Genomic DNA, 26,363 nt, shown 5'->3' on the forward strand with positions numbered 1-26,363 from the left:
CCGGGGTGAGTGTCACTTCACCGGGGTGAAGTCCCTGGCGCCGATGAACTCAGGACGCCGTACGGGAGCCGCGAAGGGCTCGACGGCCGCGTTCTCCACGCTGTTGAACACGATGAAGACGTTGCTGCGCGGGAACGGGGTGATGTTGTCCCCGGAACCGTGCATGCAGTTGCAGTCGAACCACGTCGCCGAACCGGCCCTGCCCGTGAAGAGCTTGATGCCGTATTCGCTCGCCATGGCGGTCAGCGCCTCGTCGGACGGCGTGCCCGCGTCCTGCATCTGCAGGGACTTCTTGTAGTTGTCCTTCGGCGTGGCGCCAGCACAGCCGAGGAACGTCCGATGCGAGCCGGGCATGATCATGAGCCCGCCGTTGGTGTCGTAGTTCTCGGTCAGCGCGATCGAGACGGACACCGTCCGCATGTTCGGCAGGCCGTCCTCGGCGTGCCAGGTCTCGAAGTCGGAGTGCCAGTAGAAGCCGCTGGCCCCGAAGCCCGGCTTGACGTTGATCCGCGACTGGTGGACGTACACGTCCGAGCCGAGGATCTGCCGCGCCCGCCCGACGACCCGCTCGTCGCGCACCAGGTTCGCGAACACCTGGCTGATCTTGTGCACTTCGAAGACGGACCGGATCTCCTTGGACTTAGGCTCGACGATCGAGCGCTCGTCCGCACGGATCCCCGGATCCGTGACCAGCCGCTCCAGCTCCTGGTGGTAGACCGCGACCTCGTCCTCGGTGATGAGCTGGTCGATGGCGAGGAAGCCGTCGCGCTCGAAGGACTGCAGGTCGGTGGTCGCGATCGGGCCGGGGGTGTCGGGCGAGCCCCACACGACGGGGTCCTTGCGCGGGGTCGCCACCTCGGTGGCGGCTCGGCTGGGGTAGAGATCGGTGACGCTTCCGGTCATGGCGGTGGTCATGGGGTTCTCACACCTCCTCGGGCTCGGTGAGCAGCGGGTAGACGCCGTTCTCGTCGTGGTCCTCCCGGCCGGTCACGGGCGGGTTGAAGACACAGATGCAGCGGAAGTCCTCCTTGATCCGCAGCGTGTGCCTCTCGTGCCCGTCCAGGAGGTACATGGTCCCGGGCGTGATCACATGCGTCCGCCCGGTCTCGTGGTCGGTCAGCTCGGCCTCGCCCTCCACACAGACGACGGCCTCGATGTGGTTCGCGTACCACATCGACGTCTCCGTACCCGCGTACAGGATCGTCTCGTGCAGGGAGAAGCCGACCCTCTCCTTGGCGAGGACGATGCGTTTGCTCTCCCAGGTGCCGGACGCCGACTTCACGTGCCGGTCGGTGCCTTCAATCTCCTTGAACGAACGCACGATCACGGTGCTGCGATGCCTCCTAGGTGGTGGTGTTCTCGTGTTCTCGACCGCTCAGGCGGTCTCGCGGACGGCGCGGGCGAGGACGCTGAGGCCCTCGTCCAGCTCGTCCGGGGTGATGGTGAGAGCGGGCAGCAGCTTGACCACCTCGCTCTCAGGGCCGGACGTCTCGATGAGCAGCCCGAGTTCGAAGGCCCGCTGGGCGATCCGGCCGGCGCGCTCCTTGTCGTGGAACTCCATGCCCCACACCAGGCCGCGGCCCCGGTACTCCTTCACGTCGGCGGGGTTCTCCTCGCAGATCGCGATCAGCCCCTGCTCGACCTGCTCGCCGCGCGCCCGGGTCTGCTTCTCCATCGCGTTGCCGTCGGCCCAGTACATCTCCAGGGCCGCGGTCGCGGTGACGAAGGCGGGGTTGTTGCCGCGGAAGGTGCCGTTGTGCTCGCCCGGCTCCCAGATGTCCAGCTCGGGCTTGAACAGGCACAGCGACATGGGCAGTCCGTAGCCGCTGATGGACTTGGACACGGTGACGATGTCCGGCGTGATCCCGGCCTCCTCGAAGGAGAAGAAGGCGCCGGTCCGACCACACCCCATCTGGATGTCGTCGACGATGAGCAGCATGTCCTGCCGCTCGCACAGGTCGGCGAGCGCGCGCAGCCACTCCGCGCGGGCGACGTTGATGCCGCCCTCGCCCTGCACGGTCTCCACGATCACGGCGGCCGGCTTGTTGAGCCCGGAGCCCTGGTCCTCCAGGAGCCGCTCGAACCACAGGAAGTCCTCGACCGTGCCGTCGAAGTAGTTGTCGAACGGCATGGGCGTGCCGTGCACGAGCGGGATGCCGGCGCCGGCGCGCTTGAAGGCGTTGCCGGTCACGGCCAGGGAGCCGAGGGACATCCCGTGGAAGGCGTTGGTGAACGACACGATGGCCTCGCGCCCCTTCACCTTCCGGGCCAACTTCAGCGCGGACTCCACGGCGTTGGTGCCGGTCGGACCCGGGAACATGACCTTGTACGGCAGGTCACGCGGCCGCAGCACCAGGTCCTGGAAGGTCTGCAGGAAGGCACGCTTGGCGCTGGTGGACATGTCGAGCCCGTGCGTGACGCCGTCCCGCTCCAGGTAGTCGATCAACGCTCGTTTGAGGACGGGGTTGTTGTGCCCGTAGTTCAGCGAACCGGCGCCGGCGAAGAAGTCCAGATACTCGTGGCCGTCCTCGTCGTACATGCGGCTGCCGCGCGCGCGGTCGAAGACGGTGGGCCAGCCGCGGCAGTAGCTGCGCACCTCGGACTCGAGGGTCTCGAAGACACTGAGGTCGGGCTGGGTGATGGTCACGACGAATCGCTCCTCGTTTGCGTGGGGGGAGGTCAGAGGGAGAGGGGACCGATGACGTACAGCACTTCGGGGTCGTGCGGTCCGTCCGGGAACACGCTCGTGGGGAAGAGCACCTCGCGCTCCAGGGCGGCCTCGTGCCGCTCCGCGAAGGAGCCGAACAGCCGCTCGGAGGCGGTGTTGCCGGGTGTGATGGTCGTCTCGACGCTGGTGATGCCGTACTCGCGGCCGACCCGTGCGACGAGCCCGTCGAGCAGCGCGGCGGCGATGCCGCGGCCGCGATGGGCGTCGTCCACGGCCACCTGCCAGACGAGCAGGGTGTGCGGACGCTCGGGCCGTACGTACCCGGTCACGAACCCGACCGGCTCCCCGCGCTCGTCACGCGCGACGGCCGACGTGCCGGCGAAGTCCCGACACCACAGCAGATAGCTGTACGACGAGTTGAGGTCGAGGGCTTTGGAGTCTCTGGCAATCCGCCACAGCGCGGCCCCGTCGGCCACCGCCGGACGGTCGATTTGCAGGTCTGCTTGTGCGGCAGTCATGCGAATTGAATTTACCGAGGGAAATTCGAAATTGCATGGCCGTGAGGGGTTACGCGTGCGGGCTGGGTGTGTTATCACGCGGGCGTGAGCAGTGCCGCTTGAGGGGTGCGAAACGCCCCTTTTGCTACCCTAATACCAGGCAAATCGGGCGGGATGTGGAACGCGTCACAGCCGTGTAACTCTCACGAGATCTGCCCGAATTCCTCCGGTTGACGTTCGCGGAATCTTTGCGTTTAGGCTTGGAAAAAGCGGGCAGAAGAGTATGGGAAGCTGCCCTCAAAAAAACTCCCGGAATTACGCGGAATTCACGCGCCGATAACGCCGTCGATGCGCTCACGCAGAATGTCGGCGTGGCCGTTGTGCCGCGCGTACTCCTCGATCATGTGGATGAACACCCACCGCAGACTGACCTCGACGCCGGCCATCGGCGCGTCCTCGATCCGCCCCACGCTCTCAGGCGACCGCCCGGCGCACACCTCCCGCCCCCGCGCGATCTCCCGCCGCCACACCGCGAGCGCCTCGTCGATCCCCCGCCCGGGATCAAGGGCGTACCCGGTCGCGTCCTCGAACACCGGCGCCACGTCCAGCCCGCCCACCACCCGCTGGAACCAGTTCCGCTCACACTCGGCCAGGTGCTGCACAAGCCCGAGCAGCGTCAGCCGCGACGGCTCGGCGGAGACGAGCCGCACCTGCGAGTCGTCCAGCCCCGCGCACTTGAGCTCCAGGGTGGCGCGGTGAAAGTCGAGCCAGCTTTCGAGCATGGGGAGTTCGGGGCCGGTCGTGAGGGGGATGGGGCGACCGTCCGGGAGGGTCTGAGGAATGTCGGTAGTCATCGGAAAAGGGTGACCCACCAAGCCCGTCCGGCGCTTGAGGACGAGGCCGTTCAGGCCGAAAGCGGGGGTCTGGGGGGCAGCCCCCAGGGACGGGAAGGGTAGGGGCGGCGGGGGCGAGAAAGGCCGGCCCTCAGCCCACGACTACCGCCAGACTTCGTCCACCGCCCGCAGAGAGCCCGTCACATCCACATCCAGCCCCTTCTCCGTCAGCGCAGCGCCCAGCGCCGTCAGGCTCCCCCGCACAACCCCCACCGTCGCATCCGCCCCATAGTGATTGACCCGAATCATCTCCTTGGCCAACGCACCCCCACCCGCGGCGAGCGGCAGCCCCGGCTCCGACTCCAGCGCCCGAGCCACTACTTCCGACGCCGCCACCCCCGCGGGCACCCTCAGCGTCGTGGCGACCGGCGCCGACTCCCGGACGTCGTACACATACGGTTCCAAGCCCCCGCCCAACGCCACCGCCCCGGCCCGCGTCGACAGCGCGGCGGCCCGGTGCCGGGCCATCACCGCCTCCAGTCCATCCCCCTCGATCCGCTCGACGCACGCCTCCAGCGCCAGCATCTCCAGCTGCGCCGGCGCATGCAGCAGGGCCTTCCGGCCCCCGTCGATCCACCGCTCCTTCCAGTCCAGCAGCGACAGATACGACCGCCGCGGCGCCCTGGGATTCGCGGCCATCCGCGCCCACGCCCGCGCGCTCACCGACACCGCCGACACCCCGGCGGGACCGCCCATCGCCTTCTGCGCCCCGATCACGCACAGGTCCACGCCCCACGCGTCCGGCAGCACCGGCTCGGCCCCGATCGACGCCACCGCGTCCAGGTAGAACAGCGCCCCGTGCGCCCGCACGACCTCACCGATCTCGGCGACGGGGTTGGTGTTGCCGGTGGCCGCCTCCGCGTGCACCAGGGACACGAAGTCGATCTCGGGGTGCTCGGCGAAGGCCGACCGGATCTGATCGGCGGTGACCGCCGTATGGAAGGGCACCGCCAGATCGATCACGGTCGCGCCGCAGTCCCGCAGCCAGTTCCCGAAGGTCTGCCCGTACGGACCGGTGATCACGTTCAGCGCGGTCGTGCCGGGCCCGGCGGTCGCACGGATCGCCCCCTCCAGTGGCAGCAACGCCTCGCCCTGCATGATCACGACGTCCTGCTCGGTCCCGAGCAGCCGCGCCACCCGGTCCTCGATGGCGGCGAATCGGGCGGCGCTCAGCGGGGCCAGGTCCAGGAAGGGATGGGTCACGACAGGGCTCTCTTCGCTCTCTTCGCTCCGGGGTAGACGATCACGAGAGTAACCGGCCGCCTCGACCCCCCTTCACGATCCCGACTTCTTAGGTCGAACGGCCCCTATACCATCGGTTTGGTTTGAGGATCTCAAACTTCTCCTTATAATCGGAACCTACAGTTCCCTCACAGGAGGCTCCCCGTGAAGACGACCTTCGGGCGCCGGACCCGCATTCTGGCCGCCACCACCGCGACGGCCGGGCTGGTGCTCGTGGCCGGCTGCTCCTCCGACGGCGACGGCGGTGGTGGTACGAAGACCGCGGCCGGCGGCGTCGAAGTCGTCAAGGCGGGGCAGCTCACCACCTGCACCCACCTGCCGTACCCGCCCTTCCAGTCGGAGATCGACGGCAAGGTGCAGGGCTTCGACGTCTCCCTCATCGACCTGGTCGCGGACGACCTGGGCGTGAAGCAGACGATCGTCGACCAGCCCTTCGAGAACTTCAAGACCGGCGGCTCCCTCAACGCCGGCAGCTGCGACCTGGCCGCCGCCGGCATGACGATCACCGAGGAGCGCAAGAAGAACGTCGACTTCTCGGACCCGTACTTCGAGGCGACCCAGGCCGTCCTGGTCGACAAGAAGAGCGGCATCTCCTCCTTCGCCGACCTCAAGGGCAAGAAGGTCGGCGCCCAGGCGCAGACCACCGGCGAGGACTACGCCAAGAGCAAGGGCCTGGACCCGGTCTCCTTCGAGTCCTCCGACGCCGTCATCAACGGCCTGCGCGCCGGTCAGGTCGAGGCGGTCGTCATCGACTACCCGGTCGTCCAGGGCTGGCTGAAGGACAAGGCCAACGCGGACGCCTTCGAGATCGCCGAGCAGATCAACACCGGTGAGCAGTACGGCTTCACGGTGAAGAAGGGCAACACCAAGCTCCGCGAGGCCATCAACAAGGCGATCGCGGACGCCAAGGCCGACGGCACGTACAAGAAGCTGTACGAGCAGTGGATCGGCCCCTATGACGAGTCCGCCGCCTCTGCCTCGCCCGCCGCCTCCTGACCCATGACCGACACAGACGTACAGCTCCAGCCGGACCAGCCGAAGCAGCCCAGGAAGAAGGGCCTGACCCGGCGCCAGAAGCGCAGCCTGTCGCGCGGCATCCAGTACGTCGTCTTCGTCGCGGCCGTGATCGCCTTCGCAGTCGCGGCCGACTGGGGGCGCCTGAAGAACCAGTTCGCGCAAGGGAACATCGCCAAGGAGATGTTCCCGGACGTCATCACGCTGGCGCTGAAGAACACCGTGCTGTACACCCTGTCCGGCTTCGCCGTCGGACTGGTGCTCGGCATGGTGATCGCGCTCATGCGGCTGTCGTCCGTGGGGCCGTACCGCTGGCTCGCCGGTGTCTACATCGAGATCTTCCGCGGCCTGCCCGCCCTGCTGATCTTCATCTTCATCGGCGTCGCCGTGCCGCTGGCCTTCCCGGGCACCGAGATCCCGGGCGGCACCTACGGCAAGGTCGCGCTCGCGCTCGGCCTGGTGGCGGCTGCGTACATGGCGGAGACCATCCGCGCGGGCATCCAGGCGGTGCCCAAGGGGCAGATGGAGGCGGCGCGTTCGCTCGGCTTCTCGCCCGCGCGCGCCATGATCTCGATCATCATCCCGCAGGCGTTCCGGATCATCCTCCCGCCGCTGACCAACGAACTCGTCCTGCTCTTCAAGGACTCCTCGCTGGTGCTGTTCCTCGGTGTGACGCTGGAGGAACGCGAACTGTCCAAGTTCGGCCGTGACCTGGCCAGCCAGACCGCCAACTCCACGCCGATCCTGGTCGCGGGCCTGTGCTATCTGCTGGTCACGATCCCGCTCGGTTTCGTCGTACGCCGCATGGAGGCGAAAGCCCAGGAGGCCGTGAAGTGACAGAGAAGACCCCTGGCTCCCGACCGGAGATCCAAGTCCGCGGCCTGCACAAGTCCTTCGGCGACAACGAGGTGCTGCGCGGCATCGACCTGGAGATCGAACAGGGCGAGGTCGTGTGCGTCATCGGCCCGTCCGGCTCGGGCAAGTCGACGCTGCTGCGCTGCGTGAACCTGCTCGAAGAGCCCACCAAGGGCCAGGTCTTCGTCGGCGGCACCGAGCTCACCGACCCGGACGTCGACATCGACGCCGTACGCCGCCGTATCGGCATGGTCTTCCAGCAGTTCAACCTGTTCCCGCACGTCACGGTCACCGAGAACCTCACGCTGCCGCAGCGCCGGGTGCTGGGGCGCGACAAGGCGACGGCCGCCAAGGTCGCCGCCGAGAACCTGGAGCGGGTCGGCCTGTCCGAGAAGGCGTCGGCGTACCCGGCCTCCCTCTCCGGCGGCCAGCAGCAGCGCGTCGCCATCGCCCGGGCGCTCGCCATGGGCCCCGACGTGATGCTGTTCGACGAGCCGACGTCGGCGCTGGACCCCGAGCTGGTGGGGGACGTCCTGGCCGTCATGCGCATGCTCGCCGACGAGGGCATGACGATGATGGTCGTCACCCACGAGATGACCTTCGCGCGCGAGGTCGCCGACCGGGTCGTCTTCATGGACGGCGGGGTGGTCGTCGAGGACGGCACCCCCGACCAGGTCATCGGCAACCCACAGCACGAACGCACCCGCCACTTCCTGTCGCGGCTCCTCGACCCGGCGATGGCCGAGGTGGAGGAGGAGACCTCCGACCAGGTGGGCAAGAGCGACTAGCGGCTCATTAAGGTGCAGACATGAGCGATGGCGCTGTGCTGCACGTGAAGGGCCGGATCCTGGTCGGGCCGGACGACGTCCGGGACGAGCTGTGGGTCGTCGACGGCCGGATCTCGTACGACCGTCCCGCCGGCGCCCGCGACGTCCGGACCGTCGACGGCTGGGCCCTGCCCGGCCTCGTCGACGCGCACTGCCACGTGGGCCTCGGTGCGGACGGCCCCGTCGACGACGACGTGGCGGAGAAGCAGGCCCTGGCCGACCGCGAGGCGGGCACCCTGCTGATCCGCGACGCCGGTTCGCCCTCCGACACCCGCTGGGTCGACGACCGCGACGACCTGCCGAAGATCATCAGGGCCGGCCGGCACATCGCCCGCACCCGCCGCTACATCCGCGGCTACGCCCACGAGATCGAACCGGAGGACCTCGTCGCCTACGTCGCCCAGGAGGCCCGGCGCGGCGACGGCTGGGTCAAGCTGGTCGGCGACTGGATCGACCGCGACCTCGGCGACCTCGCGCCCACCTGGCCGCGCGAGGCGGTCGAGGCGGGCATCGCCGAGGCGCACCGCCTGGGCGCCCGCGTCACCGCGCACTGCTTCGCGGAGGACTCCCTCCGGGACCTGGTCGAGGCGGGCATCGACTGCATCGAACACGCCACGGGCCTGACCGAGGACCTGATCCCGCTGTTCGCCGAGCGCGGGGTGGCGATCGTGCCCACCCTCGTGAACATCGCGACCTTCCCGAAGCTGGCCGACGGCGGCGAGGCCAGATTCCCCCGCTGGTCGGCCCATATGCGCCGGCTCCACGAACGCCGCTACGACACGGTCCGCTCCGCCTACGACGCCGGTATCCCGGTCTTCGTCGGCACCGACGCGGGCGGTCACCTGCCGCACGGCCTGGTGGCGGCCGAGGTGGCGGAACTGGTCACCGCGGGCATCCCCGCGATCGACGCGCTCGCCGCGACGACCTGGGCGGCGCGGGCGTGGCTCGGCCGACCGGTGCTGGAGGAGGGGGCGGCGGCCGACCTGGTGGTGTACGAGTCCGACCCGCGGGTAGACGTACGGGTGCTGGCGGCGCCGCGACGGATCGTGCTGAACGGACATGTCGTGAGTTGAGTGGGTCGCCCTGCCTGTGACTGTGGAGAACGTGCGTGGCAGAGGGTTCGAAAACCTGCACGGGAAACACACGTAGGGGTGAACTCCCGTCAGGGTGCTGACCACGCATCCCGCATGCGCGATTCTTGCCGGGTCCCGAGCAAGTCTCCTCCGAGGGGTCCCCACCTTGAACGGCAAGAACTTCCGTATACCCGCACGCCGTCTCGCCACCGTCGCGACGGCCACTGCCCTGGCCGCCGGTCCCGCGGTCCTGGCAGCGGCGGGCCCCGCTCACGCGACCGGCGACGAGGGGCGCGCGAGCGCCGTCGTGCTGCGCACCGGGCTCGACGTCTCCCTGCTCAACAAGACCGTGAACGTCCCGCTCGCGGTCTCCCTGAACGAGGTGCAGGCGCCGCAGAGCGCCGAGAAGTCCACACTGACGGCCCAGTTGAACGGCGTCGACGGCGGTAGGCCGTTCAGCGTGCTGAGCGCCGAGGTCGCCTCGTCGAAGGCGACGGTCGAGGGCGGCAAGGCCGAGGGCTACACCAACCTCGCCCACGCCAAGGTCCATGTCCCGGGTCTTGCGCTGCTGTCCCTCATCGAGGTCGGCCAGGTCACCTCCAAGGCCACCTGTGAGGCCGGCAAGAAGCCGACCGCCTCCTCCAACCTGCTCGGTGACGTCACCGTCCTCGGCAAGAAGGTCACGCTCACCGCCGGCGGCACCACGAACGTCAAGGTGCCGGGCGTGGGCGATGTGCGGCTGGACTACTCCAAGACGGAGACCGAGTCGCGTACGGCCGCCGCCACGGCCCTCGAACTCAAGGTCGCCGTCAACCCGTTGAAGCTGAACGTCGCCGAGGTCGAGGGCACCCTGACCCTCGCGAAGGCGACCTGCGAGACGCCGACCGCGTCGGAGCAGGCGACCGACCCGAGCGCCGACCCGAGCACGGACCCGGGCACGGGCCAGGCGGGTGACGCGAAGCCCCAGGGCGAGTCCGGCGACGAGGGCCTCGCCGAGACCGGCGGCAACTCCATGACGCCGTACATCGCGGGCGGCGCGGTCGCGCTGCTCGTCGCGGGCGGGGGCGCGGTGGCGTTCGCGCGCAGGGGGCGCGGCTGATCTGAAGCGCTGATCTGAAGCGCTTTCACTCCTGGCCCAGGTCGGTTCGAAAGAGCTGACCTGGGCCAACTCTTGGCCGTTCAGCGGCGAAAGCGTTTCGCCTTCAAGGAGTACGTCCCCTTCGACGGCCTCTTCGACAGCCCCTGGGTGGGCCTCGGCAACTTCCAGCGGATGTTCGAGGACGGCGCGTTCTGGGACGCGGTCCTCAACACCCTCTGGATCGCGGTCCTCCAACTCGTCTTCTACTTCCCGGTGCCGCTCGCCCTCGCCCTGCTCCTGCACAGCCTCACCTGGAGCACGGTCCGCCGCTTCGTGCAGTCGGTGGCGTATCTCCCGCACTTCATCTCGTGGGTGATCGTCGTCGCCCTGTTCCAGCAGGTCCTCGGCGACACCGGACTGCTCAACTCCTCGCTGAGCGGCCTCGGTCTGCACACCGTCGACGTCATCGGCGACCCCGACGCCTTCCGCCCGCTGGTCGTCGCCCAGGTCATCTGGAAGGACGCCGGCTGGGGCACGATCATCTTCCTCGCCGCGCTCGCCCAGGTCGACGAGCAGCAGTACGAGGCCGCCGCGATCGACGGCGCCGGGCCCTGGCGGCGCTTCTGGCACGTCACCCTGCCCGCCATCCGCCCGGTGATCGTGCTGCTGATCATCATGCGCCGGATCCTGAGATTCCCGCGCTCGTAGTCGAGTTCGACAACGAGGCGGGGGCTCGGGCCATCACGGGGCATCTGCTTTCGGCGGGTCATCGCCGGATCGTCTTCCTCGGTGGGCTGCCGGGGAACACCGCGCTCGACGCACGTGTGGCCGGGTACCGGGCGGCGCTCGCCGAGCACGGGGTGCCTGCGGGGGCCGCGCGGGTCGTGGACTGTGGGTTGGGGCGGGCTGCGGGGTTGCGGGCGATGGCCCAACTGCTCAAGGAGACGCGGGAGTTCACTGCCGTGGTGGCCGGTGACGACATGGTTGCCGCGGGGGCGTTGCGGGCGATCGCCGATGCGGGGCTTGTCGTTCCCGATGACATCTCCGTCGTCGGGTACAACGACATTCCGCTGGCCGAGGACTTCAATCCGCCGTTGACCACGGTGCGTACGCCTGCGGAGGAGTTGGGGCGGGCCGCGGTGCGGATCGCTCTGCGTGAACCCGAGCACGCTGGGGGGAATCACCATCTGCTCGGTACGCACATCGTTGTGCGCCGCAGCGTCGCTCCGCGCAGGGTGTCGTAGGCGACTGCGGGTGTGTGGGGGCTGGTCGCGCCCACGCGGCGGAGCCGCAAATCGACACAGCCCCGCGCCCCTAAAGACAGGGCGTTGCCGCTGCCCCCAACCTATGGAGGACCGAACCTCGTATGACTGCGCCGCACGTCTCGTTCTCCGACGACTCGACGCACCTGCTGCCACCCACCGACCACCTCTCCTCTCCTGTCACCGGCTGGACGCGCGCCCACTGGGAGGCGATGGCCGACCGGCTTCTCGACGGGCTGCTGCCCTACGCCACCCCGAACCTCGCCCAGTACCGGCTCCCCGGGCCGGCCAGCCACTCCGGCCCCTGGTCCGACGGGTTGGAAGGCTTCGCCCGCTCCTTCCTGCTGGCCGCCTTCCGGATCGCCGGTGCGCGGGGACGTGTCGCTCCGTCCCTCATCGAGCGGTACGCCACCGGCCTCGCCGCCGGGACCGATCCGCACCACCCCGAGCACTGGCCCCCGGTCACCGACCGCGCCCAGCCCATGGTCGAGGCGGCTTCCGTGGCCGTCGCTCTGCATGAGTCCCGTCCCTGGCTGTGGGATCGGCTCGACGATGCCGTACGGCAGCGGGTGTGTGCGTGGCTCGGTGGGTTCGTCGGCGCCGATGTGAACGACTCCAACTGGCGGCTGTTCCAGGTCATCGCGGAGGAGTTCCTCGCCTCCGTCGGCGCCCCGCACAGCCGTTCCGAGATCGACGCCGGGCTCGCGCGGCTGGAGGACTGGTATCGGGGCGGGGGCTGGTACACCGACGGTGACGGGCGGAAGTTCGACTACTACAACGCCTGGGCGCTGCATCTGTATCCGGTGCTGTGGGCGCGGATCGCGGGTGCGCGGGCGGACTCGGGCATCGTGGCGCGGCACCGTCACCGGCTGCGCGAGTTCCTCGCCGTCCACCAGCACTCCTTCGGCTCCGACGGTGCCCCGGTGCACCAGGGCCGCTCGCTCACCTACCGGTTCGCGGCCGCCGCGCCCCTGTGGGCGGGCGCCCTCGCCGACGCGACCCCGCTGCCGCCCGGCCGCACCCGCCGCCTCGCCTCCGGCACGCTGAAGCACTTCGCCGAGCGTGGCGCACCCGACGAGCGGGGCCTGCTCACCCTCGGCTGGTACCGGCCCTTCCTCCCCGTCACCCAGCGCTACTCGGGCCCCGCCTCGCCGTACTGGGCGAGCAAGGCCTTCCTGGGGCTGCTGCTGCCCGCGGACCATCCCGTCTGGACGGCCATGGAGGAGCCGGCCCCCGTGGACGTCCAGGACGTGACCCTGGCGCTGCCCGCACCAGGCTGGCTGCTGCACTCCACCGCGGCCGACGGGATCGTACGGCTCGTCAACCACGGCAGTGACCGACTCCCGCCCCCGCCCGCGACGGACGACGACAGCCCGCACTACGCCCGCCTCGCCTACTCCACCGCCACGGCGCCTCAGACCCCGGGCCCCGACAACCAGCTCGCCCTGATCGCCCCCGGGGGCACCCCGTCCCGGCGCGGCCGTATCCATCCCCTGGGCGCCGAGGGCCGGAGCGCCGCCTCCCGGTACGGCGACGGCGACTGCGACGGCGTCGTGACGGTGAGTGTGGTGCACGGGCCGTGGGAGGTGCGGGTGCACCGCATCGACGGGCCGGGAGGCGGGGCGGTGGTGCGTGAGGGGGGTTGGGCCGTCGCGGACGACGCCGGCCGGCCGGAGGTCCGTACCGGACCGGGCTGGGCGCTGGCCCGCCGTACGGACGGACTGACCAGCGCGATCGTCGGCCTGTGTGGGTGGGGCGGTACCGAGGGCACGGTGGTGCACGCCGTCGGGACCAATGCCGTCGGCCGGCACTCGGCGACACCCGTTCTCGAACTGGCCGAACTGGCCGAGGCGACCGGGCTGTTGGTGACCCTTGTCGTCCTGACCGCCGACCCCGCCGTCCCGCTCACGGGCGCGAGCGCGACGGTCGCGGACGACGGGACCGTGGACATCCGCTTCCCCGACGGCACCCTGGAGCGGGTGCCGACCGCACTCAGCGATGTGCCAGTGCCATCGCCCGGTTCAGCGCCTTCAGGAAGGAGCTGATCGTCTTCCGGTCCCGCACCGCCAGCCGCAGCCACTCCTCGCCCAGCCCGGGGAAGGTGTCCCCACGCCGGACCGCGAACCCGAGCTCGCGCAGATGCCGTCGCACGGCGGCTGCCCGCGGCACTCGTACGAGGACGAAGGGGCCCTCGGCGGGTTCGACGACCCGGAGTCCGGCCGAGGCGAACTCGCCCAGACCGGCGACGAGATGGGCCCGGTCGGCGGCGATGCGGTGGGCCGCGTGGGCCGCCTCCGCCAGGGCCGGAGGGGACACGCAGGCCTGCGCGGCGGCGAGCGCGGGCGTGGAGACCGGCCACAGGGGCTGGGCGCGCTGCAGTTCGGCGATGGTCTCCGGGGCGGCGAGGATGTAGCCGATCCGCAGGCCGGCCAGCCCCCAGGTCTTGGTCAGACTGCGGAGCACCACGAGACCCGGCACGTCCGTCCGCCCGGCCAGCGCCTCCCGCTCACCCGGCACCGCGTCCATGAACGCCTCGTCCACCACCAACGTCCGTCCGCGGCGGGCGAGTTCGGCGATGGACGCGGCCGGGTGCAGCACCGACGTCGGGTTCGTGGGGTTGCCGATCACCACCAGGTCGGCCTCCTCGGGGACGGCCGCCGGGTCGAGCCGGAAGCCGTCCTCCTCCCGCAGCAGCACCCGGTCCACGGTGTGGCCGGCATCGCGGAGCGCAGCCTCCGGCTCCGTGAACTGAGGGTGCACGACGACCGGCCGGGCCACCTTCAGCGCGCGTGCCAGCAGGACGAACGCCTCCGCCGCCCCCGCCGTCAGCAGCACCCGCTCCACCGGCAGCCCGTGCCGCGCCGCCACCGCGGCCCGCGCGTCCCGCCCGTCCGGGTAGGCCGCGAGAGAGCCCAGCGACTCGGCGATCCGCTCCCGCAGCCAGCTGGGCGGCGTGTCCGCGCGGACGTTCACGGCGAGGTCGACGAGCGCCGCGCCGTCGTCACGGACCTCGGCGTCGCCGTGGTGGCGGAGGTCGTGCGCTTCAGAGTGCATGGGAGGGGGTGTCCTGGGGGTGAGGTGAGGTTGTGTGGTGCTGATCGTCTTCATGGCCGTCGTTGTCCTGGTGGCCGCCGGGCACGGCGGCCTCGTACCGCTCCCGCACCAGGTCCAGCAGCTCCGGCTCCGGACCGATGACGTCCGCCGCGCGTACGTCGATCTCCGGGTGCGCCGCCGCCCAGCCCTCCGCCTGCTGCCACGCCCGCTCCGGCAGGGCGCCGGCGAACAGGAAGTAGGGAAGCACCACGATCCGCCTCGCCCCCAGCTTCACGCACCGGTCGAGGCCGCTCGGCACGTCCGGCGCGGCCAGCGACACGAACGCCGGCTCCACGCCCGCGTACCCGCGCCCCTCCCAGAGCAACCGCGCGGCCCGGTGCACCTCGGCGTTGGCCTCCGGATCGGTCGACCCGCGCCCGACCAGCAGCACGGTCACATCGGCCCGGTCCCCGGGCCTGCGGCCCTCGGTGCCGAGTGCGGAGTCCAACCGCCGTTCGAGCACCGACAGCAGGGATGGGTGCGGGCCGAGGGGACGGCCGTAAGCGATCGAGACCCCGGGATGCCGCTGCTGCTGTCGGCGGGCCGGCGCGGCCGCGACATCGGACTCCAGCGTCAGCGGAACGGCGACGAAGCGGCGTACCCCTCGCTCCACGAGCTCGGCGACGGCCTCGTCCAGCGGTGGCGAGGCGGGCTCGGTGAAGCCGCCCGCGACGGGGAGGTCGGGGTGGCGGCGCCCCAGCTCCCGTACGAAGTCGCGGAACGCCTCGGCTCCGGCGTCGTCCTGGGTGCCAGGACCGGCGATGAGCAGGGCGGGCGGCGGGATGGTCAAGGTTGCTCCTCGGCTACGAAAGGGTGGTGCGGTGGGGCATCGAGCGCACGACGGCCCACGGTCATGACCGCCATCATGCCGACCGTCGCCGGGGCGACGGCACCCGAATGCGCCGGACGCCGTACGACGGCACAGGTCGCCCTCGCCGGCCGCCCGTCGGCGGGCTCCGACTTCCGCTTGGGTACGAGGAGTTCGCCACCGCGAGCGAGGGCGGCGGCCTCGGCGACGGAAGGGGTACCGACGGCGGCGCGGGGCGCGTCGGAGGGGGTGGGGACCTCGACGGAGGCCAACTCCTCGGCGGAGTAGGTGATCAGGGGGACGCCGAGGCGTGCGGCGGCCTCGATGATGCCGGGCTCATCGGCCTTGGCGTCGACTGTGGCGAGCTCGGCGAGGGGTTCGGGGGATCCCGGGGCATCGGGGGAGTGGCGGGCATCGCCGAGCGCGCTCTCGATCAGGCTGAGGACCTCCTCGACGGGGACGCCCTTGGAGGCGCCGACCCCGACGACGAGGGACGGCGGACGCGGGACGCCCTCGACATCCGTCACGGGTTGACTCCCGCGGCACACGCCGCCACGAACCGACGGGCCACATCGGGCTGTCCCGCCCAGTGCGTGTGCAGGTAACTCGCGTGCACCCCCTGCTGCACGAACCCCTCGACCCGCCGCACAGGCGTCCGCACACCCCAGGCCGCCGCCGCCCCCGAACCGGGCTCGACAACGGTCCGATGGAACTCGTGCGCCCGCATCCGTGTCCCCACCCCCGCGAGCACGCTGTCGCTCACGGCGACGGCGTCCCGATACCCCAGGGTGAGCCGCTCGCTCATCCGGGCGGTGGCATCCAACACCCCGCACATCGGCTTCCCGTCGAGTTCCCGGCACAGATAGAGCAGCCCCGCACACTCGGCGGCGACGGGAGCACCGCTCAACGCGAAGTCACCGATGGCCTTGCGAAGGGGTTCGTTGGCGGCCAACTCAGCGGCGTACACCTCGGGAAACCCACCTCCGATGACCAACCCCCGTGTTCCATCCGGCAGTTGTTCATCCCGAAGCGGATCGAAGGTGACGACGTCGGCGCCGGCGGCGGTGAGCAACTCGGCATGCTCGGCATAGGAGAAGGTGAACGCCGACCCACCGGCAACAGCAACTACCAGCCCACTCTTTTCAGCCCGTCCGGCGTTTGAGGACGAGGCCCCTTCAGGGCCGACGGGGGTCCAGGGGGCGGAGCCCCCTGGCGGGGTCGAAGGGGCAGAGCCTCTGGAGGACGGGACGGGTAGGGGCGGCGGGGGCGCAGAACCCAGCACCTCAGCCGCATCCCACCCCGCACACGACAACCCCCCCGCACTCCGCGCCAGCGAAACCAGCGCCTCCAGATCACACCCCGCACTCACCTGCGCGGCCATAGCCGCCACCGCATCGACGGCCTCCCCCCGCCGCTCGGCGACCGGCACCAACCCCAGATGCCGCGAAGGCGTGTCCACCCGAGCCACCCGCCGCAACACCCCCAGCACCGGCACCCCGGCAGACTCCAACGCCTCCCGCAGCAACTCCTCATGCCGATCCGAAGCGACCTTGTTCAGGATCACGCCCCCGACCCGCACCTCCGGATCCCAGGACACGAACCCATGCACCACCGCCGCGACGGACCGAGACTGCGACGACGCGTCGACGACCAGCACCACCGGCGCCCGCAGCAACTTCGCCACATGCGCGGTGGACGCCAGCTCACCCTGCCCCGCGACCCCGTCGTACAGCCCCATGACCCCTTCGACGACGGCGATGTCACACCCGCGCGACCCGTGCAGGAACAACGGCCCGACCGAGTCCGGCCCGCACAGATACGCGTCGAGATTCCGCCCCACCCGCCCGGTCGCGAGCGAGTGATACCCGGGATCGATGTAGTCCGGCCCCACCTTGTGCCCGGACACGGCAAGCCCCCGCGCGGCGAACGCGGCCATCAACCCGGTGGCGACGGTGGTCTTGCCACTGCCCGAGGCGGGCGCGGCGATGACCAACCGGGGTACGGCTGTCACCACTCGATGCCTCTCTGGCCCTTCTGACCGGCGTCCATCGGGTGCTTCACCTTGGACATGTCGGTCACGAGATCCGCGAAGTCGACGAGCTTCTCGGGCGCGTTCCGCCCGGTGATGACGACATGCTGGGTACCGGGCCGGTCCCGCAGCACGGAGATGACCTCATCAACATCGACCCACCCCCAGTGCAGGGGATAGGCGAACTCGTCCAGCACATACAGCCGATACGTCTCGGCCGCCAGGTCCCGCTTGACCTGCTCCCAGCCCTCCCGGGCCTTCTCCTCGTTGTCCATCTGGCCGTCGCGCTGCACCCACGACCAGCCCTCGCCCATCTTGTGCCAGTCGACGGACCCGCCCTCGCCACTGGAACCCAGCACCCGCAGCGCGTTCTCCTCGCCGACCTTCCACTTGGCCGACTTGACGAACTGGAACACCCCGATCGGCCACCCCTGGTTCCAGGCCCGCAGCGCGAGCCCGAACGCGGCCGTCGACTTGCCCTTGCCCACGCCCGTGTGCACCAGCACCAGCGGCCGGTTACGGCGCTGACGCGTCGTCAGCCCGTCCTCCGGCACCACACTCGGCTGTCCCTGAGGCATTACGCGGCCCTCCTCGAAGTCCCCTGCACATCCCTGACCAACCCGGCGATCGAGTCCGCCCGCAACTCGTCCAGCGTCACCGCCGTACCTCCCAGCTCACCCGCGAGCCGCCCCGCGAGCCCCAGCCGCACAAGCCCCGACTCGCAGTCGACGACCACGGACGCCAGGCCCTCCGCCGCGAACAACCGGGCCGCCCGCCCCGCGAGCGCGACGGGTTCGGTCCCGCCGGTGGCCCGCCCGTCGGTCACCAGCACGACGAGCGGCCGTCGAGCAGGGTCCCGCAGCCGCTCCACCCGCAGCACCTCATGCGCCTTCAGCAGCCCGGCCGCGAGCGGCGTACGCCCACCGGTCGGCAGGGACTCCAGCCGGACCGCGGCCGCGTCCACCGACGAGGTCGGCGGCAGCGCCACCTCGGCGGCCGTCCCCCGGAACGTCACAAGACCCACCTTGTCCCGCCGCTGGTACGCGTCCAGCAGCAGCGACAGTACGGCGCCCTTCACGGCACCCATCCGCTGCCGGGCCGCCATCGACCCGGAGGCGTCCACGACGAACAGCACGAGATTGCCCTCGCGCCCCTCCCGGACGGCCTGCCGCAGATCGTCCCGGCGCATCACCAGCCCCGGCCCGGAACGCCCCCGGGTCCGCTGGTGCGGCGCGGCGGCCTGCACGGTGGCCGCCAGATGCAGCTTGGTGAGCGACCCCCGGGGCCGCCGCGCCCCCGTCGTGCGCCCGTGCTCGGTCCGCGCCCGCGAACGCCGCCCGGCGGCACCCTCACCGATCCCGGGCACGCTCAGCACCTTGGTACGGAAGGGCTCCGAGGCCCGTACGGGAGTCTGCTCCGGGACCCCGGAAGCCTGCGGCTGACTGTCCTCGCCGGCCTCGGGGCGCGCCCCGGAGTCACCGCCCTGAGGTCCACCGGTCTCGGCCGGCGGCTGTCCGCCCCCGCCACCCCCGCCGTCCCCGCCGCCGCCTCCGTCGGGCCCGTCCGGGTCGGGATCCGGCTCCGGGTCGTCGTCCTCGGCGGGCTCGAACTCCTGGAGGGTCTCGTCGAGCTTGTCCTCGTCGAGTCCCGGCGCGTCGAAGGGGTTGCGCCGCCGCCGGTGCGGCAGCGCGAGCAGTGCCGCCTGCCGCACGTCCTCGGCGAGCACATCCGTCCGCCCGGCCCACGCGGCGAGCGCGGTGGCCGTGCGGGCCATCACGATGTCGGCGCGCATCCCGTCCACCTCGAAGGCGGCGCAGGTCGCCGCGATCTGCCGCAGCGCGCCGTCACCGAGCCGCACCGACGGCAGCAACTCCCGTGCGGAGACGATGCGTTGACGTACGTCGGCCTCGTCGTCCGCCCAACGGGCCGCGAAGCCTGCCGGGTCGTCGTCGTACGCGAGCCGCCGCCGTACGACCTCCACCCGCTGATCCGGCTCCCGCGAGGCCGCGACCTCGACGGTGAGCCCGAACCGGTCGAGCAACTGCGGCCGCAGCTCGCCCTCTTCGGGGTTCATGGTCCCGACGAGCAGGAAACGGGCGGCGTGCCGGACCGAGACACCCTCGCGTTCGACGTACGACGCGCCCATCGCCGCCGCGTCCAGCAGCAGGTCGACGAGGTGGTCGTGGAGCAGGTTGACCTCGTCGACGTACAGGATCCCGCGGTGGGCGTCGGCGAGGAGACCCGGCTCGAACGCCTTGACGCCCTCGGCCAGGGCGCGCTCGATGTCCAGCGCGCCCACCAGCCGGTCCTCGGAGGCGCCGACGGGGAGTTCGACCATGCGGGCGGGGCGATCCGTGCCCGCGCCCGTCTCGTGCGGCCCGTCCGGGCACGCCGGGTCGGGTGCGGTCGGGGCGCACGAGAAGCGGCACCCGGGGACGACCGGGACCTCGGGCATCAGCGCCGACAGGGCGCGTACGGCCGTCGACTTGGCCGTGCCCTTCTCGCCGCGCACCAGCACGCCGCCCACCGCGGGCGACACGGCGTTCAGCAGCAGTGCGAGCCGCAGGTCGTCCTGGCCGACGACGGCCGTGAACGGAAAGGGGGTACTCACTTTGCGTTGCCCTCCAACTCGCCTTCAAGCTCTGGATAGATGGTGCGTGGCCGCCCGCTGACGTGCTCGGCGCCGGACACTGTGCTCATGCGGGGGCTCCCGGTGGCACGAAGGGCAGCCCGCGCGGTGCGCCCGACTCGATGAGCCGCCAGAGCGCGTCCGTGTCCGCGTGCTGTTCGATCAGATCGCCGAGCCGGTCGAGCTGCTCCTCGCGCAGCGCGGCGAACGACGTGTCCGGCGCCGGCACGAACCGACGGCCGGCGGCGGTCGCCACCTCGCGCAGGAAGGCCCGCCGGAACCCGTCCGACTCCAGCGAGCCGTGCCAGTGCGTGCCCCAGGTCTGCCCGACCCGGCAGCCGTCGAGGCTGTGTCCTTTGTCATCAGAGATGAACGCTTCCCCGCCTTCTACATCCGCGACCCCGTGATGGATCTCGTACCCCTCGACGGGCTCCCCGAGGGCCTCGCCGACCGGCCGCGTGAGGGTCTTCTCGCGGGCGAACCGGACGCGGACGGGCAGGACACCGAGCCCTTCGACATGCCCGCGTCGGCTCTCGACCTCGTCCTCGATGTGCTCGCCGAGGATCTGGAAGCCACCGCAGACGCCGAGGACGGGCCGCCCTTCGGCGACCCTGCGCCGGATGGCCTCCGCGAGCCCGCGCTCCCGCAGCCACTCCAGGGCGCGGACGGTCCCCCGGGTGCCGGGGACCACCACGAGATCCGCGTCGGCCAGCTCCTCCGGCCGGTCCACGAACCGCACGACGACGCCGGGTTCGGCGGCGAGCGCGTCGACGTCGGTGAAGTTGGACATCAGGGGGATCGCGCAGACGGCGACCCGCAGTACGTCCTCGCCGACGGGCGGGGCGACGTTCGACTCCCGGACCGTCCCGCGCAGGGAGACCCGCAGCCCGTCCTCCTCGTCGATGCCGAGGCCGTGCCGGAAGGGCAGGACGCCGTAGGTATGCCGCCCGGTGAGGCCGTGGAGCATGTCGAGGCCGGGCTCCAGGAGGCTGACGTCCCCGCGGAACTTGTTGACCAGGAACCCGGCGACCAGCTCCTGGTCCTCGGGCGAGAGGAGCGCCACGGTCCCGAAGAAGGAGGCGAAGACGCCCCCGCGGTCGATGTCACCCACGACGAGCACGGGAAGCCGGGCATTGCGGGCGATCCCCATGTTCACGATGTCGGTGCGCCGCAGATTGATCTCGGCCGGACTGCCGGCCCCCTCACAGATCACCGCGTCATACGTCTCCCGCAGCTCGGCGAGACAGTCGAGCACGGTCCCGAGCAGCTTCTGCTGCCGCCCGCCGTGATACCCGCGCGCACTGAGCTCACCGATCGGCTTCCCGAGCAGCACGACCTGACTGCTCTGCTCGCCACCGGGCTTGAGCAGCACGGGATTCATCAGCGCGGTCGGCTCGACGCGACAGGCCTGCGCCTGCATGGCCTGAGCCCGCCCGATCTCGGCGCCTTCCCTCGTCACGAACGAATTCAGCGACATGTTCTGCGCCTTGAACGGCGCGACCTTGACGCCCTGCCGCACCAGCCACCGGCAGATCCCGGCGGTGACGACGCTCTTGCCGGCGTCGGAGGTCGTGCCGGCGACGAGAAGCCCACCGCCCGTCATGACGTACTTCCCTTCACGATGCTGCGCGCGGCGACACAGACGCCGAGCGCCAGCCAACTGACGCGCTTCGACAGCCGTACGGCCCGCTCGATGTCATGGACGGCGACGGTCCGCCCCGCCCCGTTGAGCACGGGCCGGTGCTCGACCCGCCCGCCGTAGGACAGGGTCCCGCCCAGCCGTACGCCCAGCGCCCCCGCGAACGAGGCCTCCACGGGCCCGGCGTTGGGGCTCGGATGCTTGGTGGCGTCGGCACGCCAGGCCCGTACCGCCCCTCGGGGCTCGCCCCCGGCGACCGTCGCGAGGACGGCGGTCAGCCGCGCACCCGACCACCCGGCCACATCGTCGAGCCGAGCCGAAGCCCATCCGTACCGCCGATAACGGGGCGACTTGTGCCCCACCATGGCGTCCAGCGTGTTGACGGCCCGGAACCCGAGCAGCCCCGCCACCCCGCCGACGGCACCCCACACGAGCGCCCCCACCACGGCGTCGGAGGTGTTCTCGGCGACGGACTCGACGACGGCCCGCGCGATCCCGTCGGCGTCGAGCGCCTGCGGATCCCGTCCGCACAGATGCGGCAGCCGGTCCCGGGCGCCCTCGATGTCCCCCGCCTCCAGGGCACGCCCGATGACCCGGGCCTCACGCGCGAGCGAGGTCCCGCCGACAACGGCCCAGGTGGCGGCGGCGGTCAGCGCGACGGAAGCGGTACGGGACGGACGTACGGCCCGCTGCGCCACGGCACCGAGCGCCACGGCACCGCCCGCACAGATGGCGGTGTGCAGCGCGCCCCACCCCCGGTGGTCCCGCCACAACACCTTCTCCACGGCCCCGGCGGCCCGACCGAACGCGGCGACCGGATGCCCGCGACGCGGATCGCCGAGCAGCAGATCACCGAGAAGTCCGGCGGCGGCGCCGTACGCGAAGACGCGGTCGGCACGCATCGGGGTCAGCCGACCGTCGGTTCAGACAAGGGTCTGACGCTGCAAGTCGATCGGCAGGCGAGCATGGCGTTATGTCCTCACTCAGGGTGTCCACGCCCTGGTTCGACGAGACCGACGGCGAGAGTTCCTGGCTCCCGGGGCTATCTACCCCGGTGACAGTGGCGGGACCGCGCCGGATTCACACCGGACTTCCTCTTCTGCCGCCGTATATGGCTCGGGCAGTCCACCACGGGGTTGGAAAGGGCGTCAACTTGCCGTTGACCTGCGGTGGGGGAGTGTGCGAAGGCCCACACAGACGCGAGGTGCGAGACGGCGATCCGTCCCGCACCTCGGGTGTTCTCGTGCGCTGTCGCGTCAGGCCACGATCAGATAGATCCCGTACGCCACGGCCGCCGCGCAGGCCGCGAAGCAGGCGTACGCGCCGGTGACCGCAAGCGCGGCCGACCCGCCCTGAGCCGTGGCCTTCTCTTGGCGGGACAGGCCCGCGATGCCGAGGGTGAACAGGCCCACGAGGGCCACCGTGACCACGAGGCTGACGCCGAAGACGGAGCCGAGGGCCGCCCAGTCGATCTTCATGCTTCTACTTCCTTGGGTAACTGAGGAGGAGTGACCGGGAGGAGGTCAGACGGAGGCCTTCGACGGCGCCGGCTCGGTGGCCGGGGCCGGCACGGTGGCCGACAGGTCCTCGGTCGCCGTGCCTGCCGGGGGCGGGGTCACGGCGGCGATGGCGGTGGTGACCACGCCGGCCGGCTCGTCGGTCTCGTTGACGTTCGTGTGGTCGACGACCTCGCGGCGGGAGATCTTCCAGATGGCGGCGCTGGAGGTGATCAGGAAGATCGCGACGAGGGCGGTGCCCCAGGAGCCGAAGCCGGTCACGTACTCCGCGAGCGCGCCGACCAGGGCGGCGGCCGGGAGCGTGAGGCCCCAGGCGACGAACATGCGGGTGGCCGTCGACCAGCGGACCACGCCGCCCTTGCGGCCGAGGCCCGCGCCCATCACCGCGCCGGAGACGGAGTGCGTGGTGGAGAGGGAGAAGCCGAGGTGGGAGGAGGCCAGGATGACCGTCGCGGCGCTGGTCTGGGCGGCGAAGCCCTGCTGCGGCTGAAGGTCGGTCAGGCCCTTGCCCATCGTGCGGATGATGCGCCAGCCGCCGAGGTAGGTGCCGAGCGCGATGGCCAGGCCCGCGGAGAGGATGACCCACATGGGCGGGTCGGAGTCGGGGGCGACGGCGCCGCCGGCGACCAGGGCGAGGGTGATGATGCCCATCGTCTTCTGCGCGTCGTTGGTGCCGTGGGCGAGGGAGACCAGGCCGGCGGAGGCGATCTGGCCCGCGCGGTAGCCCTTCGCGGAGGCCTGGCCGTCGGCCTTCTTGCCGAGGGAGTACGTCAGGCGCGTGGCGAGGAGCGCGGCGATGCCCGCGACCAGCGGAGCGGCGATCGCCGGGATCAGCACCTTGGTGACGAGCGCGTCGCCGTGGACCGCGCCGATGCCGGCCGAGGCGATGGTGGCGCCGATCAGGCCGCCCATCAGGGCGTGCGAGGAGCTGGACGGCAGTCCGACCAGCCAGGTCAGCAGGTTCCAGAGGATCGCGCCGACCAGCGCGGCGAATATGACTTCGGGACGGATGCCGGTCTCGTCGACGAGACCTTTGGAGATCGTGTTGGCGACCTCCACGGAGAGGAAGGCGCCGACAAGGTTCAGCACGGCGGACATGGCCACCGCGACCTTGGGCTTGAGCGCACCGGTCGAGATGGTGGTGGCCATCGCGTTGGCGGTGTCGTGGAAACCGTTCGTGAAATCGAACGCGAGTGCGGTCACGACCACAATCGCGAGGATCAGCGAGAAGTTTTCCATTTACCCAGGCAATCGTTCGAGGTCATTGGCTGGACGAACGTAGGTAACCTGAGTGAACGAAAGGTGAACTGAGGGGGGCCGCACGGTGTCTGTGGAGAGGTTCTCTCTCGGCTGATCACCGCACGGCCCGGGTGCCGCAAGGGCTAGTAGCCTCGGGCGAACTTCTTGAGCTGGGTCATGGACCCGTTGAAGAGATTCTGGTCACCCGGCAGGCTGCCGCCGTTGTCGTACTGCCAGAAGGTCCAGAACTGCCATCCGGCCGGCATCGCCCCCGCGTTGGAGGAGTTGTAGCGGGCTATCCACAGCGCGTGATTCGAGGCGAAGGCGCGGCTGGCGCCGGTGCAGGTGTTCCACCAGTGGGTGGTCGTGTAGATCACCGGGCGACGGCCGGTGAGCCGCTTCACCTCATTGCTGAAGGACTGGATCCAGGTGACCATCTTGGCCTTGCTCAGTCCGTAGCACTTGTGCTTGCTGTACGGGTTGTACTCGATGTCGAGTGCGGGCGGCAGAGTCCAGCCGTCCGACCTCCAGCCGCCGCCGTTGCGCACGAAGTGCTGCGCCTGGGACTTGCCCGACGACTTGTTCGGCAGCGCGAAGTGATACGCGCCGCGGATGAGGCCCGCGTTGCGGGAGCCGTTGTACTGCTGGTTGAAGTACGGGTTGCGGTAGGTGTGGGACTCGGTCGCCTTGACGTAGACGAACCTCGCGCCCTTCGCCTTCGAGCTCTGCCAGTTGACGTTCTTCTGATGGGAAGAGACGTCGTGGCCCTTGGGTTTGGCGGCGGCCACCGCCGGGATCTCGGCGAGGGCGGTTCCGCCAAGGGTGAGCGCTGCCACGTATGCCGCTATGAGGCGGGAGCGGTGGCGGGACGGTTTGTGATCACGGGCCATATTTCCCCCCGGAATGGCGACGTGCACGACAAATCCCCCAGAGAGTATTGGAAGATCGTTGAAAGCCGATCGATCTCAGGCCAAGCCTGAGGGAGGGGGGTATGCCCCTGTATGGCATCTTCCGGACGCTGGTCTTCCGCCCTAAAGTGCCCCGGCTCGTGGATGACTTGAGGCCGCGTCGCGGTGGCGCCTGGCAGGATCGCCGCATGGCTGAGGAGCGGCGGGACCGGCGGGGCGTTCGGGGCGCGCGGGATGCGCGGGAGGGCGCACAGGAAGTGGGGGAGTCGTGGGGCAGGAGTGCGCGCCCTGAGGAGACGGAGGCCTGGGGGACCCTCGTGGCCACGGCTCGGCGGACCGTGTCCGACGGGCTGGTCGTCGGGACGTCCGGGAACGTGTCGGTGCGCGTCGGCGACACGGTGCTGGTCACGCCGTCGGGGGTGCCGTACGACCGGCTGACGTCGGAGGATGTGACGGGGGTCGACCTGGATGGCAGGCAGGTGCTGGGGGCGCTGGTGCCGACGAGTGAGCTGCCCATGCATCTGGCCGTCTACCGGGCCACGGACGCGGGTGCCGTCGTGCACACCCACGCGGTCCATGCGACGGCCGTCTCGACGCTGGTCCCCGAGCTCCCGCTGATCCACTACATGGCCGGCGCCCTCGGCGGGCCCGTCCGGGTCGCCCCCTATGCGACGTACGGCACCCAGGAGTTGGCCGAGAACATGCTCCAAGCACTCACCGACCGCACCGCCTGCCTCCTGCGGAACCACGGCACGATGAGCTACGGCACGAACCTGGACCAGGCCTACGACCGCACGGCGCAACTGGAGTGGATGTGCCGCCTGTGGCTTACGGCGTCGTCGGTGCCGGGGCTTTCGCCGGCGTTGTTGTCGGAGGGGGAGGTGGCTGAGGCGGGGGAGCGGTTGCGGGGGTATGGACAGCGGGGGGCCTCCGGCGGTTGAGCGGGGGTGCCTGCGGCGGCCTGTGGGGGTTTGGTGGGGGTTCGTGTAGCGCCTGCGGGTTCGGTGGGTGGGTCGGGGCCGGGGGGGGGGGGGGGGGGGGGGGGGGGGGGGGGGGGGGGGGGGGGGGGGGGGGGGGGGGGGGGGGGGGGGG

General features: G+C 70.9%; 23 protein-coding genes, 3 pseudogenes and 1 riboswitch. Of the genes and pseudogenes, 9 read left to right on the forward strand and 17 right to left on the reverse strand.

Features of this window, described 5'->3' with window-relative positions; all coding sequences use genetic code 11:
* Window positions 1-12 precede the first annotated feature (12 nt).
* The 6 genes from thpD to ACIA8X_RS19725 all read right to left on the reverse strand — a co-directional run bounded on the left by thpD (window position 13) and on the right by ACIA8X_RS19725 (window position 5,261).
* The gene (thpD, locus tag ACIA8X_RS19700) at window positions 13-915 is read right to left on the reverse strand and encodes an ectoine hydroxylase (RefSeq protein ID WP_393443024.1); all 903 of its coding nucleotides are present in this window, start codon (window positions 913-915) and stop codon (window positions 13-15) included.
* 7 nt (window positions 916-922) lie between these two features.
* Entirely contained in the window at window positions 923-1,327 is a 405-nt protein-coding gene (locus tag ACIA8X_RS19705; protein WP_393443026.1) for an ectoine synthase, read from the reverse strand.
* Window positions 1,328-1,375: 48 nt separating this feature from the next.
* Window positions 1,376-2,647: a diaminobutyrate--2-oxoglutarate transaminase gene (gene ectB, locus ACIA8X_RS19710; protein ID WP_393443028.1), complete on the reverse strand. Its 1,272-nt coding sequence runs from the start codon at window positions 2,645-2,647 to the stop codon at window positions 1,376-1,378.
* Window positions 2,648-2,679: 32 nt separating this feature from the next.
* A complete protein-coding gene (gene ectA / locus ACIA8X_RS19715) occupies window positions 2,680-3,186 on the reverse strand; it encodes a diaminobutyrate acetyltransferase (RefSeq protein WP_393443030.1) in 507 nt (168 codons plus the stop codon).
* Between the two features lie 305 nt (window positions 3,187-3,491).
* Window positions 3,492-4,019 carry a DinB family protein gene (locus tag ACIA8X_RS19720; RefSeq protein WP_399458752.1) on the reverse strand — a complete coding sequence of 176 codons (528 nt, stop codon included), beginning with the start codon at window positions 4,017-4,019 and terminating at the stop codon, window positions 3,492-3,494.
* A 141-nt stretch (window positions 4,020-4,160) separates the two neighbouring features.
* A complete protein-coding gene (locus ACIA8X_RS19725) occupies window positions 4,161-5,261 on the reverse strand; it encodes a pyridoxal-phosphate-dependent aminotransferase family protein (RefSeq protein WP_399458753.1) in 1,101 nt (366 codons plus the stop codon).
* Window positions 5,262-5,444: 183 nt separating this feature from the next.
* Here ACIA8X_RS19725 and ACIA8X_RS19730 point away from each other — a divergent pair, with 183 nt between their 5' ends.
* From ACIA8X_RS19730 to ACIA8X_RS19765, 8 genes and pseudogenes are all read left to right on the forward strand, one after another.
* A complete protein-coding gene (locus ACIA8X_RS19730; protein WP_399458754.1) occupies window positions 5,445-6,296 on the forward strand; it encodes a transporter substrate-binding domain-containing protein in 852 nt (283 codons plus the stop codon).
* Window positions 6,297-6,299: 3 nt separating this feature from the next.
* Complete coding sequence (locus ACIA8X_RS19735) at window positions 6,300-7,151, forward strand: amino acid ABC transporter permease (RefSeq protein WP_399458755.1); 852 nt, start codon at window positions 6,300-6,302, stop codon at window positions 7,149-7,151.
* Window positions 7,148-7,957 carry an amino acid ABC transporter ATP-binding protein gene (locus ACIA8X_RS19740; protein ID WP_393443039.1) on the forward strand — a complete coding sequence of 270 codons (810 nt, stop codon included), beginning with the start codon at window positions 7,148-7,150 and terminating at the stop codon, window positions 7,955-7,957. Before ACIA8X_RS19735 ends, ACIA8X_RS19740 begins: the two co-directional genes overlap by 4 nt.
* Window positions 7,958-7,977: 20 nt before the next feature.
* Entirely contained in the window at window positions 7,978-9,069 is a 1,092-nt protein-coding gene (locus tag ACIA8X_RS19745; RefSeq protein ID WP_399458756.1) for an amidohydrolase family protein, read from the forward strand.
* Window positions 9,070-9,235: 166 nt separating this feature from the next.
* Window positions 9,236-10,168, forward strand: a complete 933-nt coding sequence (locus ACIA8X_RS19750) for an SCO1860 family LAETG-anchored protein (protein WP_399458757.1) — start codon at window positions 9,236-9,238, stop codon at window positions 10,166-10,168.
* A gap of 99 nt (window positions 10,169-10,267) precedes the next feature.
* Window positions 10,268-10,828, forward strand: a pseudogene (locus ACIA8X_RS19755) (ABC transporter permease subunit); the annotation flags it as partial.
* Window positions 10,825-11,391, forward strand: a pseudogene (locus ACIA8X_RS19760) (LacI family DNA-binding transcriptional regulator); the annotation flags it as partial. The pseudogenes ACIA8X_RS19755 and ACIA8X_RS19760, both read left to right, overlap by 4 nt.
* A gap of 122 nt (window positions 11,392-11,513) precedes the next feature.
* Window positions 11,514-13,454 carry a DUF2264 domain-containing protein gene (locus ACIA8X_RS19765; RefSeq protein ID WP_399458758.1) on the forward strand — a complete coding sequence of 647 codons (1,941 nt, stop codon included), beginning with the start codon at window positions 11,514-11,516 and terminating at the stop codon, window positions 13,452-13,454.
* Here ACIA8X_RS19765 and cobC read toward each other — a convergent pair.
* From cobC to ACIA8X_RS19820, 11 genes and pseudogenes are all read right to left on the reverse strand, one after another.
* Window positions 13,402-14,463 carry an Rv2231c family pyridoxal phosphate-dependent protein CobC gene (gene cobC / locus ACIA8X_RS19770; protein WP_399458759.1) on the reverse strand — a complete coding sequence of 354 codons (1,062 nt, stop codon included), beginning with the start codon at window positions 14,461-14,463 and terminating at the stop codon, window positions 13,402-13,404. The two genes, ACIA8X_RS19765 and cobC, sit on opposite strands and share 53 nt — an antisense overlap.
* Window positions 14,453-15,292: a sirohydrochlorin chelatase gene (locus ACIA8X_RS19775; protein WP_399458760.1), complete on the reverse strand. Its 840-nt coding sequence runs from the start codon at window positions 15,290-15,292 to the stop codon at window positions 14,453-14,455. Before ACIA8X_RS19775 ends, cobC begins: the two co-directional genes overlap by 11 nt.
* A gap of 38 nt (window positions 15,293-15,330) precedes the next feature.
* Window positions 15,331-15,825 (reverse strand): annotated as a pseudogene (locus ACIA8X_RS19780) (cobalamin biosynthesis protein); the annotation flags it as partial.
* A gap of 8 nt (window positions 15,826-15,833) precedes the next feature.
* Entirely contained in the window at window positions 15,834-17,324 is a 1,491-nt protein-coding gene (locus ACIA8X_RS19785; protein WP_399458761.1) for a cobyrinate a,c-diamide synthase, read from the reverse strand.
* Window positions 17,318-17,917: a cob(I)yrinic acid a,c-diamide adenosyltransferase gene (gene cobO, locus ACIA8X_RS19790; RefSeq protein ID WP_399458762.1), complete on the reverse strand. Its 600-nt coding sequence runs from the start codon at window positions 17,915-17,917 to the stop codon at window positions 17,318-17,320. Before cobO ends, ACIA8X_RS19785 begins: the two co-directional genes overlap by 7 nt.
* A complete protein-coding gene (locus ACIA8X_RS19795; RefSeq protein WP_399458763.1) occupies window positions 17,917-19,950 on the reverse strand; it encodes a putative cobaltochelatase in 2,034 nt (677 codons plus the stop codon). The genes cobO and ACIA8X_RS19795 overlap by 1 nt, the downstream gene beginning before the upstream one ends.
* 85 nt (window positions 19,951-20,035) lie before the next feature.
* Window positions 20,036-21,571: a cobyric acid synthase gene (locus ACIA8X_RS19800; protein WP_393443057.1), complete on the reverse strand. Its 1,536-nt coding sequence runs from the start codon at window positions 21,569-21,571 to the stop codon at window positions 20,036-20,038.
* Complete coding sequence (locus ACIA8X_RS19805) at window positions 21,568-22,509, reverse strand: cobalamin biosynthesis protein (protein WP_399458764.1); 942 nt, start codon at window positions 22,507-22,509, stop codon at window positions 21,568-21,570. The genes ACIA8X_RS19800 and ACIA8X_RS19805 overlap by 4 nt, the downstream gene beginning before the upstream one ends.
* 98 nt (window positions 22,510-22,607) lie before the next feature.
* Window positions 22,608-22,748: riboswitch (cobalamin riboswitch) on the reverse strand.
* A gap of 115 nt (window positions 22,749-22,863) precedes the next feature.
* Window positions 22,864-23,085, reverse strand: coding sequence for a hypothetical protein (locus ACIA8X_RS19810; RefSeq protein WP_093907307.1), 222 nt, complete (start codon window positions 23,083-23,085; stop codon window positions 22,864-22,866).
* A gap of 45 nt (window positions 23,086-23,130) precedes the next feature.
* Window positions 23,131-24,363 (reverse strand): anion permease, encoded by a 1,233-nt coding sequence (locus tag ACIA8X_RS19815; protein ID WP_393443061.1) that lies wholly within the window; start codon window positions 24,361-24,363, stop codon window positions 23,131-23,133.
* A gap of 143 nt (window positions 24,364-24,506) precedes the next feature.
* Window positions 24,507-25,253: a lysozyme gene (locus ACIA8X_RS19820; RefSeq protein ID WP_399458765.1), complete on the reverse strand. Its 747-nt coding sequence runs from the start codon at window positions 25,251-25,253 to the stop codon at window positions 24,507-24,509.
* 206 nt (window positions 25,254-25,459) lie between these two features.
* On the opposite strand from ACIA8X_RS19820, the gene ACIA8X_RS19825 reads away from it, so the two are divergent.
* On the forward strand, window positions 25,460-26,212 hold the full coding sequence (locus tag ACIA8X_RS19825) for a class II aldolase/adducin family protein (protein ID WP_399458766.1): 753 nt from the start codon (window positions 25,460-25,462) through the stop codon (window positions 26,210-26,212).
* Window positions 26,213-26,363 lie beyond the last annotated feature (151 nt).

It is taken from the genome of Streptomyces sp. NPDC051738, from assembly GCF_044453205.1.
GTDB lineage: Bacteria > Actinomycetota > Actinomycetes > Streptomycetales > Streptomycetaceae > Streptomyces.